Genomic DNA, 20733 nt, shown 5'->3' on the forward strand with positions numbered 1-20733 from the left:
ATGGCGAAACTCACCAAAGCCCAGCGCGAATGGCGCCCGGGAATGCCCAAGAAACGACGTTCCACGAAGGTCATGTTCGCCTCCACGGTCCTGTTGCTGGAAGCGTTCGTGGTGCTCTTCGGGACACTGGCCGTTTTTGGACTGCACCGGAACGAATACCCCGCGGCCCTGGTCTTCTCGGTCGGGATCGGCCTGTGCCTGGTCTTCGTCTTCACCTGCGCGGTCCTCTCGAAGCCGTGGGGAGTGGCCCTGGGCTGGATCCTGCAGCTCGTGCTGATCCTGGGCGGCATCGTGGAACCGGCCATGTACCTCGTCGGCGCGCTCTTCGCCGTGGCGTGGTGGTACGGGATCCGGACCGGCATCCGGATTGACCGCGAAGCCGCCCAGCGGGAGCGCGAGCAGGCTGACTGGGATGCCGCCCACCCCCAGGGACCCGCGCCCGGAAACAACGCCTGAACGTCCATCCCGGGCACCTGGCCCGAACCCCGTAGACTTGACCCGAATCCCACCCCAACACATTGGAGCAGCTGTGAGCATTGAGCGCACCCTCGTCCTGATCAAGCCCGACGGCGTCGCCCGCAACCTGTCCGGCGCCATCCTGAGCCGGATCGAAGCCAAGGGCTACACCCTGGCCGAGCTCAAGAAAGTCGACGCGAGCCGCGAACTGCTGGAGCAGCACTACGAGGAGCACGTCGGCAAGCCGTTCTACGAGCCGCTGGTTGAATTCATGCTCAGCGGCCCCGTGGTCGCCGCGATCTTCGAGGGCCACCGCGTGATCGAGGGCTTCCGCACCCTCGCCGGCACCACGGACCCGACGACGGCGGCACCCGGCACCATCCGCGGCGACTTCGGCCGCGACTGGGGCCTGAAGGTACAGCAGAACCTGGTCCACGGCTCGGATTCGGCGGAATCCGCCGAGCGCGAGATCAAGATCTGGTTCTAGCCCAAGTTTCGGGACACCCTCAGCACCGAGGGGACAGTTAAGGCCAATGTTCGCACGCGTTCATTGGCCTTAGCTGTCCCCTCGCGATCTGGCACCTCGCGGCGGAGGGTTCGCTGCGTGCTCCGGGCCTTCCGGCCCCGGTGCCTTCTCAACGGCTGGCGAGGCGCACCAGATTCGAGAACTGACGGGTCTGCATGACCCAGTGCGCGGGCTCCAGCATGGCAATGCTCATGATGGGTTGCAGCCATTGTGGCCGTAGCGACCAGTACCCGCTGACTACCAGCCGGGTGCGCTCACCCGGGGCCTCCCGCAACTCGAATCCCCAGAGCGAGTCGGTGTAATAGCGCGGCCCGGTTCGTGCCGGGTCGAATGGACGCCCCCGGAGATCGACCGACATCCGCAGGCCCAGGAACCTCTCGGGTTCAAGCGCCGCGACCGACCACCACTCGCTGCCGTCGGGCTTCGCCGCCAGACGGTCACCGATGGCGATGTCCTGCCACTCCGGATGGATGCTCTCTGCGCTGCGGCGCCCGAAATTATCGAGACGGTCCCAGCTGTACCAGCCGGCGCGATCCGTTCCCATCTGCACCAGCCAGGGCCACACGCGGGAAGGGGGCGCATCGATGGTGACTGCCATGGTCGCGCTTCGGGTGCTGTCCGGAATCAACCCGGCGCCCGGGTAGGGTCCCCGCGCTTCGTCAACGGTCGCACCCCAGCGAAGCAGGCGTGGCCGCACAACGGCCAGGTAGCCGGTGGTGAAAACGGCCACGGCACCGGCTGCCAGCAGGGATCCCCTCGGTGCAGGGTGCATTATCTAGCTTCCCCCTCAGGGGTGGTCAGGTGTTCCCGGAAGAACCCGAGGATGCGCAGGCGCGCGTCCTCGGCGGAGGGCTCGTGGTAACCGGCAGCGACCAGCTTCGCGAGCAACTTGTCCCCGAACGTGAGGTCCGACGGGCCATGCCTGTTGAGGAAGCCGTGACCGGCGTCGGGATAGACCTTGATGTCATGGTCTATTCCGGCCTCGGCGAGCAGCGGCCCCAGACGGGCCGGGACCTTGCGCACTCCGGGCCAGCGGTCCCTGCCGCCGTAGCTGCCAACGATGGGGCAGGCACGGGGCATTGCGCGGGCGGTTTGGTCATCGAGTCCGCCGTAGTTGACGCTTGCCGCGGCGAAGTCATGGTCCGGGGCCAGCATGAGGGCGAACCCGCCGCCCATGCAGAAGCCGATCACGCCGATCCGGCCGGTGCAGCCGTCCTGTCCCGCCAGCCAGGCGCGGGCGGCGTCCAGGTCGCCGAGGGGCCGCCAGCCGCGGATGAGGGACCACAGGCAAGTCGCCCTGCTGCCCCAGTAAAACAAGTCGGGCGCCACGGCGAGGAACCCCTCGCTGGCCAGCCAGTCGGCCTGGTCCTTGGTGTCACGGCTCAGGCCGAGTGCGTCATGGATGACGACGACCCCGGGCCACGGACCGGCACCGGCCGGCGTCGCCGCGTAGGCAGGCATGTCCCCTCGTTCGGTGCGAATGCTCACAACCGTCATGGGGCCTCCCGGGCACGCTCCACCCCGCCAGGCGGCCGGGCCGGACTGTGCAGTCTCGATGGCATTATCCTGTGATGCTGCCTGAAGATGTGGACGAAGCAGGTTTAGCGAGTTGGTCCGTAATTTGATCCGTCCAGTCGTCGACAGCCGCCCAGTCCCGCAAATCCCCAAAACGGCCGCCGACTAGCCGGAACACCGTCCGGAGCGGTGCCGGCATCTGGCCGGCCTGGTAGACGCCGGAGAAGATTTTGTGGTCCCGAAGCGGAACTTCCTTGTCCAGGACTTCGGCCAGACGTTTCTGTTGCAGGGCCGCGCCGCGACGGCGAAACGGCTTGGGCAGCGCATCCGCCATGCCCACGCTGAAGGCCCAGACGGGTCGATTGGCCAGCTCGCGGGCATGGTGTTCGAAGAACAGCAAAGCCGGGGGCAGCCAGGCCTGGTTGTGGATGGCGCTGCCGACGACGACAGCCTCATAGCGGGAGACAGCCTCGACTTCCTCCACGGACCGGCACTCTACCTCGCCCAGTGCACCCGCCATCCGGGACGCCATATGTTGGGCTATCTCCCGGGTGGACCCCAAGGCGGTTGCATAGGCAACAAGAACAGTCACGATGAAGCCTCCTGTCTTCCTTTCTCCAGCCTTGTCCAACCTGTGCGCGCGGGGTCGTGCCATAAGTCCCGACATGGGCCCGGACCATGTCACCGGGATGACAGCAAAGGCCAATGCTCAGCGCGAGCATTGGCCTTGACTGTCACCTCGGTGCGGTTGGGCGCCCTTAGTAGCCGGAGGTCCCGATGAAGACCTGGATGAAGGCGAAGAAGATCGTCGCGATGACGGCGACGTACAGCAGCGCCGTAATGATCCAGCCCGAGTCGCCGATCACCTTGGTGGGGCCGGCAGGCAACGCAATCACGCCGTGGGAGACGTTCCGGACGCTCACCCAGACGAACAGCGGGATCATCACGGCCCAGACGATCATGCAGAACGGGCACAGGATGTGGATCGAATACAAGGCCTGGGACCAGAGCCAGACCACGAACGCGAAGCCCAGCGTCACGCCCGCCTGCAGCCCCAGCCAGTACCACCGGGCGAACCGGGCGCCGGCGAGGATACCCATGGCCGTGGTGATGATCACGGCGAAGGCGACGATCCCGATGAACATGTTGGGGAAGCCAAACACGGAACTCTGCGGTGTCTGCATGACCTGCCCGCAGGAGATCCATGGGTTCACGTCGCAGACCGTGACGTGGTTCGGGTCCTTCAGGACCTCCAGCTTCTCCAGCACCAGGGCCCCGGATGCGAGCCAGCCGACGACGCCGGTGATCAGCAGGAGCCAGGCGAACGGGCGGTCGCGGGTCATCGAGGGAAGGGACCGCTCCGCGGGGGCCGGGCCGGAACCCGGTTGGTGCACGGTCGCGTCGCCGGCAGTGCTGGAGATGCTGGGCATGGAAATTGAGTCCTTTTTTAGTCGTCTTGACCGGGTGCTTCTTGCCCCGATTGTAACGCCGCAGGCTGAACAGCGCCGGAGAATGGCCCCGTCCGCCGTGCCCGGCCGCACCTGATGCGCTCCCGGCCCCGCCTACGCCTGCTTTGACGGCTCCTGTGAGACAATGATCGTGGCTGGAACCCGATCCACATCCGGATTCCGGTCCGGCGATTTTGTTTCAAGACCGCCAATGATGAGCAGGGAGCTGCGGATCCTCTGATTCCAGCTGTCCCGCAATGCCATTGGACGGCACCTGGTTGTGGCGTGTAGGTCAACGGGTTCCAAAACAATCTCGCCGGCCCTCCAGGGCTGCCGCACCCCACTGCCGGTGCGAACCTGAGGGTATCCAATTGACTTCTGTCAATGCCTGCGGGTGTTGACGCATATTTGCCCCAGGGGGCGCCGAATGTGGCGGCGCATCAGGGGCAGGAGTGTCGCCACATATGGATAATGACCAGGTTGTAGCCGGAAACGAAGAAGTAGCAGTCGCCGGGGAAGCACAGGGAACTGCGGAAGCAGAGGCTCCGGTAGCCCCGAAGAGGGCCGTCCGGACCCGCCGGAAGGCGCCCGTCGCCAAGGTCAACGCCGAGGAGGCTGCGGAGGCTGTGGCCGAAGCCGCCGCCCTGGCCGACGCGGCCGGCTCAGATGAGCCCGTCCGGGGCCGCCGCAAGGCAGCCAGCGTCGAAGCCGCCGCACCCGAAGCTGCCGCATCTGAAACTGCCGCACCTGACACTGCGGCCAAGGCGCCCGCGCGGCGCACCCGGACCCGGAAAGCTGTGGCCGCCCCGGAACCGTTGCCTGCCTTCGCCGGCGACGCCGAAGCCGGCGCACCTGCCGCGGCTGAGGCCCCCGCAGCAGCTGGCACTGACACAGCTGCCGCAGAAACGGTTGCAGAGAAGCCGGTCCGGCGCCGCGCCAGCCGTGCCAAGGCCGCCCCGAAGGCCGAAGAAGCACCCGCGGCAGTACTCCCGGCTGAAGAAGCCCCCGCTACGGAAGCACCCGCTGCCGAAGCCACCGCAGCCCAGCCCGCCGCAGCCCAGCCCGAAGAGCCGGAAGCCCGTCCCGAGGAGAGCCCGGCCGCGTCGCTGTTCATGGAACCGGGTGCCCTCACTTCCGTGATCTTCCAGGCCCCGGACCTGAGCACCGTGGTGCGTCAGGCCCCCGTTGCCGCGGCAGCAGCTGAGCCCGAGGACGAAGAAGGCGACGAGGACGAAGACGCCGGCAACCGCCGTCGGCGCCGCAGCCGCGGCCGGCGCGGCCGCACCCGCACGTCTGCCGAGTCCGACACCGAGAGTGAAGGCACCGAAGAAGAAGGCGATGAAGGCTCCGAGGTGATCCTCGAAGACGGTGTGACCTCCCGCCGCCGCCGCCGTCGCCGTCGCGGTGACCAGGACCTGGAGCTGACCGGCGGGGAGGGCGACGATCCGCCCAACACGGTGACCCGCGTCCGTGCGCCGCGGGCGATGGCCGAGGCGCCGGTCAACAACCGCGTCACGTCCGTCAAGGGCTCCACCCGCTTGGAAGCCAAGAAGCAGCGCCGCCGCGAATCCCGCGACACCGGCCGCCGCCGCACTGTCATCACCGAGGCCGAGTTCCTGGCCCGCCGCGAATCCGTGGACCGCCAGATGATCGTCCGCCAGCGCGACGACAGAATCCAGATCGGTGTCCTCGAAGACGGCGTCCTCGCCGAGCACTTCGTGTCCAAGACCCAGCAGGATTCCCTGATCGGCAACGTGTACCTGGGCAAGGTCCAGAACGTGCTGCCCTCCATGGAAGCCGCTTTCGTGGACATCGGCCGCGGCCGCAACGCCGTGCTCTACGCCGGTGAAGTGAACTGGGAGTCCGTCAACCTCGAGGGCAAGCAGCGCCGGATCGAGAACGCGCTGAAGTCCGGCGACTCCGTGCTCGTCCAGGTCACCAAGGACCCGGTCGGCCACAAGGGCGCCCGCCTCACCAGCCAGATTTCGCTGCCCGGCCGGTACCTCGTGTACGTGCCCGGCGGTTCCATGACCGGCATCTCCCGCAAGCTGCCCGACGTCGAACGCAACCGCCTCAAGCGGATCCTCAAGGACCGCCTGCCCGAGGACGCGGGCGTCATTGTCCGCACCGCGGCCGAGGGTGCGTCCGAGGAAGAGCTGACCCACGACATCAACCGCCTCCGCGCGCAGTGGGAAGGCATCGAGAGCCAGTCGACGTCCACCAAGATCCTCGCCCCCGAGCTGCTCTACGGCGAACCTGACCTGACCATCAAGGTGGTCCGGGACGTCTTCAACGAGGACTTCTCCAAGCTGATCGTCTCCGGCGAGGAAGCCTGGGACACCATCGAGGCCTACGTCACGTACGTCGCACCGGACCTCGTGGGCCGGCTCGAGAAGTGGACCAAGGACACGGACATCTTCGCGGCCTGGCGCATCGATGAGCAGATCCACAAGGCCCTGGACCGGAAGGTCTTCCTGCCCTCGGGCGGTTCGCTCGTGATCGACCGCACCGAAGCCATGACCGTGGTGGACGTCAACACCGGCAAGTTCACCGGCTCCGGCGGCAACCTCGAGGAAACCGTCACCAAAAACAACCTGGAAGCGGCCGAAGAAGTCGTCCGGCAGCTGCGCCTGCGCGATATCGGCGGCATCATCGTGATCGACTTCATCGACATGGTGCTCGAATCCAACCGCGACCTCGTGCTGCGCCGCATGGTGGAGTGCCTGGGCCGGGACCGGACCAAGCACCAGGTGGCCGAGGTGACCTCGCTGGGCCTCGTGCAGATGACCCGCAAGCGGATGGGCACCGGGCTGCTGGAAGTCTTCGGCGAGCAGTGCGAAACGTGTGCGGGCCGCGGCATCGTCACCCACGACGAGCCGGTGGAACACCGCCGCGCCAACACGGTCGCCGCGGAGCACTACGTGCCGCGCACCGAGGCGCAGCCTGCTGCCCGCACGGAACGCAAGAGCCGTCGCCGCGGCAGGGGAGGCCAGGGCGCGGAGACCGCGCCGGCCGCACCCGCACCCGTCCACGCCGAGCCCACCGAGGCCGAACGCCACGCCAAGGCCGAAGCCACCCGTGCCGCGCTGGCCAACATCGCTGCAGCGGCGCACGCCGCGCACCTGCACGACGGGGAGGCAGCCGCAGCCAGCGACGCCGGGGCCCGCCAGGCCGCCGTCGACGCCGTCACGCAGCTCGCAGCCGCCGACGAGGCAGCCGGGCGTCCCGCAACGGTGCTGACGTTTGGCGGCGAGCAGGTGGCCCTGCCCTTCGTCGAGCACGCCGAGGACGCGCCGTCACCTGCCCTGACCCTGGACCTGCTGACCGAGGCCTTCGCCAACCTGGGCGAGGCCGAGGCCGGCAAGCAGGACCAGGCCGCCGGCCAGGCAGCGGCTGTTGCCGCCCCGGAAGCCACGGTGCCCGAGGCGCCGTCGTCCGTCCGCGCTGCGGAAGCGCCGGCGTCACGCACAGCCGACACCACGCGCGGCCGCCGCGGGCGCCGCAACCGGAGTGCAAGCCGGGCCCAGGGCGCAGCCAACGAAACCTCCGTGGAACACCGCGAGGCAACCCGGCCGGCCGCGGCCGGATCGGTTCACGAGGCCAAGGCTCCCGCCGCGGCCAGGCCTGCGTCCGTCCCGGCCGGCAACGAGCCGATCATCCTCGGCGTCGGCGTGCCGGCGTCGGAGCTGTAGTCCTCCGCGACTGACCACATCCCCGACCGGTCACTAATTCGACTGCTCGGGCTGCGGGTCCGGGTCAGGGCAGACGTAACATACGTCCGCCCAGGCCCGGGCCCGCCCGTGCGTTAACGGGGCCACAGGGTGGCAGCGGCTAGGCTGGAACACTGACACGGGGTGCCGGGCATCGGGCCGGCTGAGATCCAGACCCGTTGAACCTGTCCGGTTAGCACCGGCGAAGGGATGTCTGCCTTGTCCGCGAGATCGAATCCGTCCGAGTTCCTGCCCAGCGAGTTTCTGCCGGCCAATTTTCTGCACAGCGAGTCTCTGCCGGCGCCGCCGCGCATTCCCCGCGTGCTGGCCATCGCCGGCTCCGATCCCTCCGGCGGGGCCGGAATCCAGGCCGACCTGAAGAGCATCGCGGCGAACGGCGGCTACGGCATGGCCGCCGTCACCGCCCTGACGGCGCAGAACACCCAGGGCGTGCGCGCCGTCCACGTCCCCCCGGCAGCGTTCCTCACGGCGCAGCTGGACGCCATCAGTGACGACATCGGCATCGACGCGGTCAAGATCGGCATGCTCGGTGACGCCGCCGTGATCGACGCCGTCCGCGGCTGGTTGGAAAAGGTGCGCCCCGCCGTCGTCGTCCTGGACCCGGTGATGGTCGCCACCAGCGGGGACCGGCTTCTGCAGGAATCGGCCGAGGCCGCCCTGCAGGCCCTCCTGCCGCTGGCGGACCTCATCACGCCCAACCTCGCCGAACTCGCCATCCTGCTCAAGGAGCCCGTAGCGGCCGACTGGGCCGAGGCCCTGGCGCAGGGCAAGCGGCTGGCCGCCCTGACCGGCACCACCGTCCTGGTTAAGGGCGGACACCTCCAGGGCGGACAGCCCGGAGACGCCGACGCCGCCAACGCCGCCGCAGGCAACGCCGCCGGCGCCGGCTGCCCGGATGCACTGGTCAACACCGGTGGCCTGCTCGGCCAGGAAACAGTGGTCGTACCGGGGGAGCGGATCGCCACGCGCAACAGCCACGGCACCGGCTGCTCGCTGTCCTCGGCCATGGCCACCGTGCAGGCCCGGGTGGGGGACTGGGAAGCGGCGCTGCGGGAAGTCAAGCCGTGGCTGCTGGGCGCGCTCCGCGAAGCCTCGGTCCTGGACGTCGGCACCGGCAACGGACCGGTCCACCACTTCCACCACCTGCAGCAACTCCAGGACGGGCAGCACCTCACCGACGGACAGTGCCGCCCGGCCGGACACGGTCCGGCAGCGGGGGAGTTCGCCGCAGCCCTGCGCGCAGGAGCCACGGGCGATCTTGAAGCCATCTACGCCCTGGACTTCGTCCGCGGACTGGCCGACGGGTCCTTGCCCGAGCACGAGTTCGCGTACTACCTCGCCCAGGACGCCATGTACCTCAACGGCTACTCCCGGGTCCTGGCCCGGGCCGCCGCGATTGCCCCCACCGAGGCCGAGCAGCTGTTCTGGGCCCGCTCGGCGCAGACCTGCTTGGAAGTCGAATCCGAGCTGCACCGTTCCTGGCTCAGCACCCGCCCCACGGACTCCACCCTGGGTCCGGTCACGAAATCGTATGTGGACCACCTGCTGGCCGCCTCGGTGTCCGGCAGCTACGGGGTCCTCGTGGCGGCGGCACTGCCGTGCTTCTGGCTCTACGCCGAGGTCGGTTCCACGCTGCACCGGGAATTCCTGGCCGGCGGCGCGGCCGGGGAGCACCCCTACGCCGACTGGCTGAAGACCTACGCCGATGAGGACTTCGCCGCCGCGACCCGGCAGGCCATCGCGTACACGGACACGGCGGCCAGGCGGGCATCGGAGAGCGAACGGGAGGCCATGGCCCTGGCTTTCCGGCAGTCATCGCGCTACGAAGTGGACTTCTTCGACGCGCCGCGGCTGTACGCCTGACACGAGCTGGCCCGGACTACCGGTACGATGGTGGGGCACGGTTCCGGAAGTCGTTGCGGCAACACAGCTCAGGATGGTCAAGATCCGGTCAAGAACATTGACAGGGTCTTGCATCAGGAGGTTGTGGCGCCTATCACGGACTACCCGCCGGAACCAGCCTCATTTGCGGCCGAAGGCAAAATTAGCGTATTCTAGATCTTCGGTGCTTACGCCAACACTTGGGTTATGACCCTGAGAACAGTCCGCTTGGAATTCCAAATGGATTTGTTCCGGGGATAGCTCATGGGTTCCCCCGGGGAATCCACCGGCGTTGAGGCACAGCGTGAGCCGGTCCAAACAATTTGGCCCCTGGTTCCGCACGCAAATCTAGTAATAAACGTCGAGAGAAGTGAGTTCCCCAGTGGTGTACGCGATTGTCCGCGCAGGCGGCCGCCAAGAGAAGGTTTCCGTTGGAGACTTCGTTACCCTGAACCGCGTCCCCGGTGGAGCCGGCAGCACCTTTGAGTTGCCCGCACTGCTCCTGGTGGACGGTGACAAAGTCACGTCTGCTGCTGCGGACCTGGCCAAGGTAACGGTTACGGCTGAGATCCTCGAAGACCTCCGTGGTCCGAAGATCGTCATCCAGAAGTTCAAGAACAAGACCGGTTACAAGAAGCGTCAGGGCCACCGTCAGGAACTGACCAAGGTCAAGATCACCGGTATCAAGTAACTCTTCGTTACTGTTCAGGTTCCAGCAGATTCCCCAGAATTTTTGAAGGCAGGCATTCCAAATGGCACATAAAAAAGGCGCGAGTTCCACTCGCAACGGTCGTGACTCCAACGCCCAGTACCTCGGCGTCAAGCGCTTCGGTGGCCAGGTAGTTTCCGCAGGCGAGATCATCGTCCGCCAGCGCGGCACCCACTTCCACCCGGGCGCCGGCGTAGGCCGCGGCGGGGACGACACCCTGTTCGCCCTGACCCCCGGTGCTGTCGAGTTCGGCACCCGCCGTGGTCGCCGCGTTGTGAACATCGTGGCTGCTGCAGCTGCAGAGTAACAATAAGTTCTAAATCGGTGGGGCGGGCCATTAGGTCCGCTCCACCGGTGTTTTAACCGCATTACAATCATCTTGGGCCTCTTTGGGGGTCCGGGGAACAGCACTGAGGAGATCCACGTGGCGAGCTTTGTAGACCGGGTAGTACTGCACGTATCCGGCGGTACCGGCGGCCACGGCTGTGTCTCCGTCCACCGCGAGAAGTTCAAGCCCCTCGGCGGTCCCGACGGCGGCAACGGCGGCAACGGCGGCGACGTCATCCTGCGCGTGGACCCCCAGACCACCACCCTGCTCGACTACCACCACGCGCCCCACCGGCACGCCACCAACGGCGGCCCCGGCATGGGCGACTGGCGCGGCGGCAAGAACGGCGAAACCCTGATCCTTCCGGTCCCGGTGGGCACCGTCGTGAAGTCCAAGTCCGGCGAAGTCATCGCCGACCTCGTGGCCGAAGGTGACGAATACATCGCCGCCGCCGGCGGCATTGGCGGCCTCGGCAACGCCTCGTTGTCCTCCCAGAAGCGCCGCGCGCCCGGCTTCGCGCTGCTCGGCATCGAAGGCGAATCCAGCGACGTTGTCCTGGAACTGAAGTCCATCGCCGACATCGCCCTCGTCGGCTTCCCCTCCGCCGGCAAGTCCAGCCTGATCGCCGCCATGTCCGCCGCCCGGCCCAAGATCGCGGACTATCCCTTCACCACCCTCATCCCCAACCTGGGCGTCGTCCAGGCCGGCGAGGTCCGCTTCACCATTGCCGACGTACCCGGCCTGATCGAGGGCGCCAGCGAGGGCAAGGGCCTCGGCCACCACTTCCTGCGCCACGTCGAGCGGTGCGCCGCACTGGTGCACGTGCTGGACTGCGGCACGCTCGAATCGGACCGCGATCCGCTCTCCGACCTCGCCATCATCGAGGCCGAGCTGGAGAAGTACGCCGTGGACATGAGCTACAGCGGGTCCGACGGCGAAGTCGTTCCGCTGAACCACCGCCCCCGCCTCGTGGCCCTTAACAAGGTCGACCTGCCGGACGGCAAGGACATGGCCGAGTTCGTCCGCCCGGAACTTGAATCCCGGGGCTACAGGGTCTTCGAAATCTCGGCGACGAGCCACGAAGGCCTCCGCCAGCTCGGCTTCGCTATGGCCGAAATCGTCAAGGCTGCCCGCGACGCCGTCGCCGCGACCCCGCCGAAGGTGCACGCCCCGGTGCTGCGCCCCCGCGCCGTCAACGAGACCGGCTTCACGATCCGCCGCGAGGAAAAGAACCTCGAGCCGCTCTTCCGCGTCCTGGGCGACAAGCCCGTCCGCTGGGTCAAGCAGACCGACTTCACTAACGAGGAAGCGATCGGCTACCTCGCCGACCGCCTGGCCAAGCTCGGCGTTGAAAATGAACTGTTCAAGCAGGGCGCCAAGCCGGGCGACATGGTGGTCATCGGCGAGGACGACGGCGTCGTCTTCGACTGGGAACCGACCATGATGGCCGGTGCCGAGCTGCTCGCCTCGCCCCGCGGCACCGACGTGCGCTTCGCCGACATCGGCGACCGCCCGACGCGTGGCCAGAAGCGCGACGAACAGCAGGAACGCCGCGACGCCAAGGCCGCCGCCCGCGCCGAGCTCGAAGCCGAACGCAAGGCCGGCATCTGGACCGAATCCGTCAGCGGCCGCCGCGCGCGGCAGCCGCTCAAGGAGAGTGGACTGGGCGAAGCCGATGACGAGTAAGACCGTCGTCGAGCACCGGTCCCAGCCGCTCAAGGCCCAGACCATCGACGCCCCGGACCGCACTGTGCTCTCCGGGGCGCGCCGGATTGTCGTCAAGGTCGGCTCGTCCTCGCTGACCTCCATCAAGGGCGGGATCTCCGAAGAGGCCCTGACCGGGCTCGCCGACGCCCTGGCGCACAAGCGCAACGCGGGCGCGGAGATCATCCTGGTGTCCTCCGGCGCGATCGCCGCCGGCCTCGCCCCGCTCGGCCTCGAGAAGCGTCCCCGAGACCTCGCCACCCAGCAGGCCGCGGCCAGCGTAGGCCAGGGCCTGCTGATGGCCCGCTACACGCACGCCTTCGGCGCGCACGGGGTCACCGTCAGCCAGGTGCTGCTGACCGCGGACGACTTCATGCGCCGCAGCCAGCACACCAACGCGTTCCGCGCGCTGGACCGGCTGCTGAACCTCGGCGTTGTCCCGGTGGTCAACGAAAACGACACCGTAGCCACGCACGAGATCCGCTTTGGCGACAACGACCGCCTCGCGGCCCTGGTGGCACACCTGGTCCGCGCCGACGCGCTCGTGCTGCTCTCCGACGTCGACTCCCTGTACGACGGCCCGCCGTCGCACGGCGCCAAGCGGATTCCGCACGTCTCCGGCCCCCACGACCTCGAGGGCGTCTCGATCGGCAGCACCGGCAAGGCCGGCGTGGGCACGGGCGGCATGGTCACCAAGGTCGAAGCCGCGAGCATCGCCGCGGGGTCGGGCATCCACGCCCTCGTAACATCCACGGCCAATGCGGGCGCCGCGCTGGCCGGCGAGGACGTGGGCACGTGGTTCTCCGTCAACGGCGCGCGCAAGCCGATCCGGCTCCTGTGGCTGGCCCACCTGGCATCCGTGCGCGGCACCCTGGTGCTCGACGACGGCGCGGTCAAGGCCGTCCGCGACCGCCGCACCTCGCTCCTGCCGGCCGGAATCGCAGCGGTCAAGGGCGACTTCGAGGCCGGTGACGCCGTGGAGATGGTGTCCGTGGACAACACCGTGATTGCCCGCGGGCTGGTCAACTATTCGGCCGCCGAGCTGCCCCAAATGCTGGGCCGGTCCACCCATGAGCTCGGCAAGGCACTGGGCCGCGGATATGACCGCGAAGTTGTTCATGTTGACGACCTGGTGCTGGTCTAGGTTCCCCCGACGCCTAAACTGGAAGCATGACTGAGGCCCTGACTTCCGCTGCCGTGACTGATGTGCCTGCCGGCACCGTTCCCGCCGGTAACGCCGCGCCTGCCCAAGGGTTCGCCGCGGCCCCGGATCCGGCACCCGCCCCTGGCACAGCAACAGGGACCGAAGCGGCCGTCCACGCGATCGCCGACCGCTCGCGCAACGCTGCCCGCAAGATGGCGCACGCCAACCGGGCCTGGAAGGACCGGGGCCTGCGCGCCGTCGGCAAGGCGCTGGTGGAACACAAGCACCAGATCCTGGCCGCCAACGCCAAGGACGTCGCGGCCGGCCGGTCCGCCGGCACCAGCGCCGCCCTGCTGGACCGCCTGACGCTGACCGACTCACGCATCACGGCCCTCGCCGCCGCACTCGAAAACCTCGCCACCCTGCCCGATCCCGTAGGAAACGTCGTGCGGGGCCAAACCCTCCCCAACGGGCTGCGCCTGCGCCAGATCAACGTACCCATGGGCGTGGTGGCCGCGATCTATGAGGCCCGCCCGAACGTCACGGTCGACATCGCCGGGCTTGCCCTCAAGAGCGGCAACGCCGTCATCCTGCGCGGCGGATCCGCCGCCGCTGCCACCAACGCCGCCCTGATCACCATCCTCCGGGATGCGCTGGAATCGGTGGGCCTGCCCGCCGACGCCGTCCAGACCGTCGACCAGTACGGCCGCGACGGCGCCACCGCGCTCATGCGGGCGCGCGGCCGGGTGGACGTGCTCATTCCCCGCGGCGGCCGCGAGCTCATTCAGTCCGTTGTGACGAACTCCTCTGTGCCGGTCATCGAGACCGGTGAAGGCAACGTCCATATCTTCCTGGACGCTTCCGCCAGCGAGGAAATGGCCGTGGATATCCTCCTCAACGCCAAGACCCAGCGGCCCAGCGTCTGCAACACCGTCGAAACGCTCCTGGTGCACTCCAAGTCCACCGTTCTTCCCGCGGTCGCCGCCGCGTTGCGGGCTGCCGGGGTCACCCTGCACGTGGACCAGCGCATCCGCGCCGCCCTGCCGGCCTCGGTCCAGACCGTGCCGGCCACGGAGGATGACTGGGCCACCGAATACATGAACCTGGACCTGGCGGTGGCCATGGTGGACAGCCTGGACGAGGCCGTCAGGCACATCCGCAAGTGGTCCACCGGCCACACGGAAGCGATCCTGACCAACGACCTCGCCAACGCCGAGCGCTTCATCGCCGATGTCGATTCGGCCGCCGTGATCGTGAACGCCTCCACCCGCTTCACCGACGGCGGCGAGCTCGGCCTCGGCGCCGAAGTGGGGATTTCCACCCAAAAACTCCATGCCCGCGGCCCCATGGGACTGACCGAGCTGACCACGACCAAGTGGATCGTGCAGGGCGAGGGCCAGATCCGGGGCTAGCAACGCTGTAACATGGAACGGAAGACCGGAACGGTGGACACCTCCGCCGTCGTCAAATTTTGAACTCACTAGGGGAGAACATGCTGTCGCAGCAGATCGCCACTTTCGTCGCCGCCGCCGGCGAATCGGGCCACGAGGAACTCGCACCGCTCATTGCACCGCCGTTTGTCATTGGCGGCACCATGTTCGCGATCCTGGTGGTCCTGCTGCTGATCACGCTGTCCTACTCCAACCTGGGCCGGCGCCACGTGGCCGTCGAGGAGCACGCGGACCCGCACCGCCAGCACCCGAACAAGCACGATCACGGCCAGGGTCACTAATATTTCCGCCCCCACGAAGCAGCGCGGCGCCCAGCGCCGCCTGCGTCTGGGTGTGATGGGCGGCACGTTCGACCCCATCCACCACGGACACCTTGTCGCGGCCAGTGAGGTCGCGGCCAAATTCGACCTCGACGAAGTCGTGTTCGTGCCCACCGGCCAGCCCTGGCAGAAGATGGCCAAGAAGGTCAGCGAAGCCGAGCACCGGTATCTCATGACTGTCATCGCCACGGCCTCGAACCCCCGCTTCACCGTGAGCAGGGTGGACGTGGACCGTCCGGGACCGACCTACACGATCGACACCCTGCGTGACCTGCGGACCCTGCGTCCGGACGCCGATCTGTTCTTCATCACCGGCGCGGACGCCCTGGCCCAGATTTTGTCCTGGAAAGACATCGATGAACTCTGGTCCCTCGCGCACTTCGTGGGCGTCACCCGGCCAGGCCACGTCCTGGACGGCATGGGCCGCAAGGACGTCAGCCTCCTGGAGGTCCCGGCCATGGCCATTTCCTCCACGGATTGCCGCACGAGGGTGGCCGAAGGAAACCCGGTCTGGTACCTCGTGCCGGACGGGGTGGTCCAGTACATCGCCAAGTACGGCCTGTACCACGCCAGCCCCGACGCCGACCGCCTTGAAGCCGGACACGCCGGGACCGCCAACGCCGGAAACGGCGCGGCAGAAACTGACCCCGCACAGCACGATCCAGCCCTTGAGATAACCCAACCAGCCAGCACTGAATGAGTTTGCCATGAGTCAGGAACAGCCTCCCATCCGCAGCCGCCGCGAATTGCGGCAGGCCAGAGATGAACGCCTGGACACTCCGGGCCCGGGCGAGCCGACGGAGGCCGAAATCACTGGCCGGAGCCGTCGCGTTGCCGACGCCCCGGTGGACTCTGTGCGCGCTGACTCTGTGCCTGCCGGCACGGAGCGGTCCTCCCAGGTCCGGGCAAGGGACCGCGCCGCACTGCGCACCATCAAGGAACTCGCAGAAAAGGAAGGCCAGCTGGCCGGCGGCGGGCCGCCCACGCGACGCCAGCTGAGGCTTTTGGAGCTGGCGACCGAAACCGCCCCGGCCACCCAGGCCAACACCATTGTCCCGGTGTCGCCGCGGACCCGAGCCAACCCGGTGGTCTCCCCAGCAGGGAAGGACGCAGCCGGGAAGGACACCGCACCCACGGACGCCGCCTCGAAGGGCGCTGCTCCGAAGGGCGCGTCCCCGGCTGTGTCAGCTGCCCCGACGCTCAAAGCGCCCGCTGCGCCCAAAGCCCCCGCGGCCGACGGCGCCGGACCGGGCGGCACGACGCCCGAGGGCATGACCGTGGAGCAGGCGCTGGCCGCCCGCGAGCTCCTCGCGGAGCAGGCCAAGAACCAAGTGGCCAAGATGGAACACATTGCGGCCACGGATCCGGATGCCGTTGATCCGGCCGTCCTGGCCGAGCAGATCGCCCTCGCCGAGCGCGCCGCGATCCTGAACCGCCGCGCCGCCGCCAAGCAGAAGCTTGCCGAACAAAACAGCCAGCCGGCGGCGCCTCGCAACGATCCGACCACGGCCAACAATCTGGCCATGGTCACACCGCTGGAATTTGAGAAGATCCCCGGCGTGGAGCGGCCCGTCATGAAGCGCCCTGCCACGTCGTATGTCCCGGTTGTCACCAACCCGGGTCCGCGCGTGGACTCGCCACGGAAGCCCGGCCTGCGGCGGCCGGGCATTTCCCGCCAGAAGGCCGCAGGTCCTGCTACGGGTTCTGCCGCTGGCAGAGCCGGCGTCCTGGCCCGGGCGGAAGCAGCCGCCAAAGCCGGAACAGCCCGGCCGGCAAGCGCGGCAAATTCCGCGGGGGAGTCCGACGAACGATTCGTGGGCGGGGAACCCGTTGCCGCCAATGCCGCCTACGGGCTGGAACCCCTGGATGCCGCCACCGCCGGGCTGGGCCGGGCGCGCCGCCTGCGCATGCTCCAGCTCGGCGTCCTGGCCGTGGGGATTGTTGCCCTCATCGCCGGCATCACGCTGATCGTCACCGGGCTGGCCCACTAGGTCCCAGGCCGCCACCGGCGCCCACACTTTCATCACCATAGTTTTTCATCACTACAAGGAGTCCCGTGACTGCAACCGATTCATCCATCACTACCGCCCGCCACGCAGCCCGCGCTGCCTCGGAGAAGCTTGCCGAGGACATCGTGGCCCTGGACGTCAGCGAACGGCTGGCCCTGGCCGACGTCTTCCTGATTGCCTCGGCCCCGAGCGAACGACAGGTCAACGCAATCGTGGACGGCATCGAGGACGAACTCTCCAAGTTTGACCAGAAGCCCGTCCGCCGCGAGGGCCGCTCCGGCGGTCGCTGGGTGCTGCTGGACTACTCCAACGTCGTCATCCACGTCCAGCACGAGGAAGACCGCGTGTTCTACGCCCTCGAGCGCCTGTGGAAGGACTGCCCCGTCGTCGATCTGCAGCTCGGCGACGACGCCTCCGCCAAGGCCACCGCCGGCACCGACACGGAGTAGCCACCCCGGCCACGTCCGGACGCTAAAAAGAGCCGAATATGCCCGATTTGGAATTTTCCGAAGGGCTGGTCTAAGATATTTGAGTTGCTTCGGAGAGATCCGGACAAAAAACCGGAGCTTTGCACGTCAGCAGACATGCTCGGAGCAGCGAAAATTCGGGGCTGTGGCGCAGCTGGTAGCGCACCTGCATGGCATGCAGGGGGTCAGGGGTTCGAGTCCCCTCAGCTCCACCGGATAATCCGCCGGAATCGAAAGATTCCGGCGGATTTTTTTGTGCCAGAATCCGGGCCAGAACCTGGAAGTGACGAACCTTTCCCATGAGTCATCGCGCCGATTAGCGCGAACGCGATTTGTGGTTTAGGCTATTCAGGTTGCTTCAGGGAGGACGAAAACTTCCGGGCAAATGAGGGGCTGTGGCGCAGCTGGTAGCGCACCTGCATGGCATGCAGGGGGTCAGGGGTTCGAGTCCCCTCAGCTCCACCAGAAAGGGAATCACCGCGAGGCGGTGGTTCCCTTTTTCGTGCCCCGCACTGGCGTTTGCCTTCAGAGGTTGCATCCGTCAAGACCGTCTCATGACCCGACGTCATAAACTGTCATTTAGGCTCTCCACCCTGAGCGGGACCTTGCTATCGTCGCTAGGAGACGGCCGCCATGCGGCTTAGCTGGAAGGCCATTTCCGGCTCCACGACTAAGGAACATCATGAAGCGCACACGACTTTCCGTTATCGGCCTCATTGCTGCCGCAGGACTCGCCCTGGCAGGCTGCGGGTCGGCGTCCACCACCCCGGCCAGCTCAGCGCCGGCAGCGGGTGCGGACACCTCCCTCAGCGACGTGAAAAGCGCAGGCGTGCTCAAGGTCGGCACGGAAGGCACCTACAAGCCCTTCACGTTCCACGCCAACGGCAGCGGTGAGCTGACGGGCTACGACGTCGAGATCATCAACGCCGTTGCCGGGAAGCTGGGCGTCAAGCCGGCCTTCCAGGAGACGCAGTTCGACGCCATCTTCGCCGGCCTCGACGCCAAGCGGTTCGACGTCGTCGCAAACCAGGTTTCCATCACCGATGAGCGCAAGGCGAAGTACGACTTCTCCACCCCCTACACAGTGAGCACCGGCGTCGTCGTCACCAAGTCGGACAACGACAGCATCCACTCCTTTGAGGACCTCAATGGCAAGACCACGGCGCAGTCCCTGACGAGCAACTGGTACAAGCTGGCGCAGCAGAGCGGCGCGAACGTCGAGGCCGTCGAGGGCTGGGCGCAGGCGATCACACTGCTCAAGCAGGGCCGTGTCGATGCCACCATCAACGACAAGCTGACGTACCTGGACTACCAGAAGACCGACCACGACACCGGCATCAAGATTGCGGCCGAGACCACCGACAAGTCGCTGAGCGCGTTCGCCCTGCGCAAGGGATCGACCAGCCTGACCGACGCCATCAACAAGGCCCTCGGCGAGCTGGCGGCCGACGGCACCCTGACGAAGATCTCCCAGAAGTACTTCGACGCCGACGTCTCGAAGTAGCCCTGTGCACGCCGCAGAGAAACGCCGCGTCCGGGCATGAGCATCAACTGGGAACTCGTGTGGTCATCGCTGGGCCCCCTCCTGACGGGTGCGATCTTCGGCACCATCCCCCTGGCGCTGGCATCCTTCAGCCTGGGCCTCCTGCTGGCGCTGGTGGTGGCCCTCATGCGGCTGAGCCGCAACCGCCTGGTTTCCGCGGTGGCGCGGACCTACATCTCCGTCATCCGTGGAACCCCGCTCCTGGTCCAGCTGTTCGTGATTTTCTACGGGCTGCCTTCCGTGGGAATCACCATCAGCCCCTGGCCCAGCGCCATCATCGCGTTCTCCCTGAACGTCGGCGGCTATGCCGCAGAGGTCATCCGGGCGGCCATCTTGTCCGTTCCCAAGGGCCAGTGGGAGGCTGGCCACACCATCGGAATGTCGCGCCGGCAGACGCTCGTGCGGATCATCCTGCCGCAGGCCGCCCGGGTTTCGGTTCCGCCACTGTCCAACACCTTCATCAGCCTGGTCAAGGACACCTCGCTGGCGTCGCTGATCCTCGTCACCGAACTGTTCCGCGTGGCGCAGCAGGTGGCAGCTTTCAGCCAGGAATTCATGCTGCTGTATCTGGAAGCAGCCGTGATCTACTGGATCATCTGCCTCGTTCTCGCCAGCGGACAGTCCGCCCTGGAGAAGAGATTGGACCGCTATGTCGCCCACTGAACCGCAACCCTCCGATGTTCCTGTCCCAGACGAGCCGCTCCTGACCGTCACGGGCCTGCGCAAGGCGTTCGGCCAGCACGAAGTGCTCAAATCCATCGATCTTGAAGTCCGCCGCGGCGAAGTGGTCACGTTGATCGGGCCGTCGGGATCAGGAAAAACGACAGTCCTGCGCTGCCTGAACGGCCTCGAAGTGCCCGACGCCGGCGTCGCCGAATTCGCGGGGCAACTGACCGTGGACTTTGCCACACCGGTGGCGAAGAAGCAGGTGCTCGCCCTGCGGGACCGCAGCGCCATGGTGTTCCAGCACTACAACCTCTTCCCGCACAAGACCGTCCTGGAGAACGTGATCGAGGGCCCGGTCCAGGTACAGAAGCGGCCCAAGGCGGAGGCAATCCAGGAGGCCAGGGACCTGTTGGCCCGGGTCGGCCTGACCGGCAAGGAGAACAGCTACCCCTTCGAGCTCTCCGGCGGCCAGCAGCAGCGCGTCGGCATTGTGCGTGCCCTCGCCCTGCGCCCGCAACTACTGCTCTTCGACGAGCCCACCTCTGCGCTGGACCCCGAGCTCGTGGGCGAGGTCCTGGCCGTCATCAAGGAACTCGCCGACGAAGGCTGGACCATGGTGGTGGTCACCCACGAGCTCGCGTTCGCCCGTCAGGTGGCCGACGAGGTCATCTTCATGGACGGCGGCGTGGTGGTTGAACGCGGCCACCCGGACACCGTGCTGCGGGACCCGCGGGAGGAACGCACGCGGCAGTTCGTGGACCGCCTGCTGAACCCGTTCTAAGGCGACCGGCCGCGGCGAGAAAAAGGCCGCCAGCACGGGCGGGCACAAGCGGCG

20 protein-coding genes, 2 tRNA genes and 1 riboswitch are annotated in these 20733 nt (G+C 67.4%); of the genes, 18 read left to right on the top strand and 4 right to left on the bottom strand.

The window, feature by feature from the left end:
- Positions 1 to 456 (top strand): DUF4233 domain-containing protein, encoded by a 456-nt coding sequence (locus C560_RS0103365; RefSeq protein WP_026537124.1) that lies wholly within the window; start codon positions 1 to 3, stop codon positions 454 to 456.
- Between the two features lie 73 nt (positions 457 to 529).
- Entirely contained in the window at positions 530 to 943 is a 414-nt protein-coding gene (gene ndk, locus C560_RS0103370) for a nucleoside-diphosphate kinase (RefSeq protein ID WP_018773361.1), read from the top strand.
- A gap of 148 nt (positions 944 to 1091) precedes the next feature.
- Here the strand turns inward: ndk and C560_RS21145 are convergent, their stop codons facing one another.
- The 4 genes from C560_RS21145 to C560_RS0103390 form a co-directional block, all read right to left on the bottom strand.
- A complete protein-coding gene (locus C560_RS21145; protein WP_081801626.1) occupies positions 1092 to 1580 on the bottom strand; it encodes a hypothetical protein in 489 nt (162 codons plus the stop codon).
- 173 nt (positions 1581 to 1753) lie between these two features.
- Positions 1754 to 2479, bottom strand: coding sequence for a dienelactone hydrolase family protein (locus tag C560_RS0103380; RefSeq protein WP_043422462.1), 726 nt, complete (start codon positions 2477 to 2479; stop codon positions 1754 to 1756).
- A 64-nt stretch (positions 2480 to 2543) separates the two neighbouring features.
- Positions 2544 to 3089 (bottom strand): flavodoxin domain-containing protein, encoded by a 546-nt coding sequence (locus C560_RS0103385; RefSeq protein ID WP_043422464.1) that lies wholly within the window; start codon positions 3087 to 3089, stop codon positions 2544 to 2546.
- A 166-nt stretch (positions 3090 to 3255) separates the two neighbouring features.
- Positions 3256 to 3927 carry a vitamin K epoxide reductase family protein gene (locus C560_RS0103390; protein WP_026537127.1) on the bottom strand — a complete coding sequence of 224 codons (672 nt, stop codon included), beginning with the start codon at positions 3925 to 3927 and terminating at the stop codon, positions 3256 to 3258.
- Between the two features lie 482 nt (positions 3928 to 4409).
- Between C560_RS0103390 and C560_RS0103395 the strand changes: the two genes are divergently transcribed.
- The 16 genes from C560_RS0103395 to C560_RS0103470 all read left to right on the top strand — a co-directional run bounded on the left by C560_RS0103395 (position 4410) and on the right by C560_RS0103470 (position 20679).
- Positions 4410 to 7637 (top strand): Rne/Rng family ribonuclease, encoded by a 3228-nt coding sequence (locus C560_RS0103395; protein ID WP_026537128.1) that lies wholly within the window; start codon positions 4410 to 4412, stop codon positions 7635 to 7637.
- Between the two features lie 148 nt (positions 7638 to 7785).
- Positions 7786 to 7883, top strand: a riboswitch (TPP riboswitch).
- Positions 7866 to 9539, top strand: a complete 1674-nt coding sequence (locus tag C560_RS0103400) for a bifunctional hydroxymethylpyrimidine kinase/phosphomethylpyrimidine kinase (protein ID WP_051532986.1) — start codon at positions 7866 to 7868, stop codon at positions 9537 to 9539. Its footprint overlaps the riboswitch before it by 18 nt.
- Positions 9540 to 9939: 400 nt before the next feature.
- On the top strand, positions 9940 to 10248 hold the full coding sequence (gene rplU, locus C560_RS0103405) for a 50S ribosomal protein L21 (RefSeq protein WP_018773353.1): 309 nt from the start codon (positions 9940 to 9942) through the stop codon (positions 10246 to 10248).
- Between the two features lie 61 nt (positions 10249 to 10309).
- Positions 10310 to 10573, top strand: a complete 264-nt coding sequence (gene rpmA, locus C560_RS0103410) for a 50S ribosomal protein L27 (RefSeq protein ID WP_009372867.1) — start codon at positions 10310 to 10312, stop codon at positions 10571 to 10573.
- A 117-nt stretch (positions 10574 to 10690) separates the two neighbouring features.
- Positions 10691 to 12280 carry a GTPase ObgE gene (obgE, locus tag C560_RS0103415; RefSeq protein ID WP_026537130.1) on the top strand — a complete coding sequence of 530 codons (1590 nt, stop codon included), beginning with the start codon at positions 10691 to 10693 and terminating at the stop codon, positions 12278 to 12280.
- Entirely contained in the window at positions 12270 to 13442 is a 1173-nt protein-coding gene (gene proB / locus C560_RS0103420; protein ID WP_026537131.1) for a glutamate 5-kinase, read from the top strand. Before obgE ends, proB begins: the two co-directional genes overlap by 11 nt.
- A gap of 26 nt (positions 13443 to 13468) precedes the next feature.
- Positions 13469 to 14854 carry a glutamate-5-semialdehyde dehydrogenase gene (locus C560_RS0103425; protein WP_026537132.1) on the top strand — a complete coding sequence of 462 codons (1386 nt, stop codon included), beginning with the start codon at positions 13469 to 13471 and terminating at the stop codon, positions 14852 to 14854.
- Positions 14855 to 14934: 80 nt separating this feature from the next.
- Positions 14935 to 15174 (top strand): hypothetical protein, encoded by a 240-nt coding sequence (locus tag C560_RS0103430; RefSeq protein ID WP_026537133.1) that lies wholly within the window; start codon positions 14935 to 14937, stop codon positions 15172 to 15174.
- A gap of 55 nt (positions 15175 to 15229) precedes the next feature.
- Positions 15230 to 15913 (top strand): nicotinate-nucleotide adenylyltransferase, encoded by a 684-nt coding sequence (gene nadD, locus C560_RS21150; RefSeq protein WP_231386255.1) that lies wholly within the window; start codon positions 15230 to 15232, stop codon positions 15911 to 15913.
- A gap of 7 nt (positions 15914 to 15920) precedes the next feature.
- Positions 15921 to 17204, top strand: coding sequence for a hypothetical protein (locus C560_RS0103440; protein ID WP_026537134.1), 1284 nt, complete (start codon positions 15921 to 15923; stop codon positions 17202 to 17204).
- 65 nt (positions 17205 to 17269) lie between these two features.
- Positions 17270 to 17671 (top strand): ribosome silencing factor, encoded by a 402-nt coding sequence (rsfS, locus tag C560_RS0103445; RefSeq protein WP_018773346.1) that lies wholly within the window; start codon positions 17270 to 17272, stop codon positions 17669 to 17671.
- 157 nt (positions 17672 to 17828) lie between these two features.
- A tRNA-Ala gene (locus C560_RS0103450) sits at positions 17829 to 17901 on the top strand.
- Between the two features lie 177 nt (positions 17902 to 18078).
- A tRNA-Ala gene (locus tag C560_RS0103455) sits at positions 18079 to 18154 on the top strand.
- A 217-nt stretch (positions 18155 to 18371) separates the two neighbouring features.
- Positions 18372 to 19193 carry an amino acid ABC transporter substrate-binding protein gene (locus tag C560_RS0103460; protein ID WP_026537135.1) on the top strand — a complete coding sequence of 274 codons (822 nt, stop codon included), beginning with the start codon at positions 18372 to 18374 and terminating at the stop codon, positions 19191 to 19193.
- Between the two features lie 36 nt (positions 19194 to 19229).
- Positions 19230 to 19895 (top strand): amino acid ABC transporter permease, encoded by a 666-nt coding sequence (locus C560_RS0103465; RefSeq protein WP_018773344.1) that lies wholly within the window; start codon positions 19230 to 19232, stop codon positions 19893 to 19895.
- Positions 19882 to 20679, top strand: a complete 798-nt coding sequence (locus C560_RS0103470; RefSeq protein WP_018773343.1) for an amino acid ABC transporter ATP-binding protein — start codon at positions 19882 to 19884, stop codon at positions 20677 to 20679. The genes C560_RS0103465 and C560_RS0103470 overlap by 14 nt, the downstream gene beginning before the upstream one ends.
- Positions 20680 to 20733: the final 54 nt, after the last annotated feature.

The sequence above is a fragment of the Arthrobacter sp. 9MFCol3.1 genome, assembly GCF_000620385.1.
GTDB lineage: Bacteria > Actinomycetota > Actinomycetes > Actinomycetales > Micrococcaceae > Arthrobacter.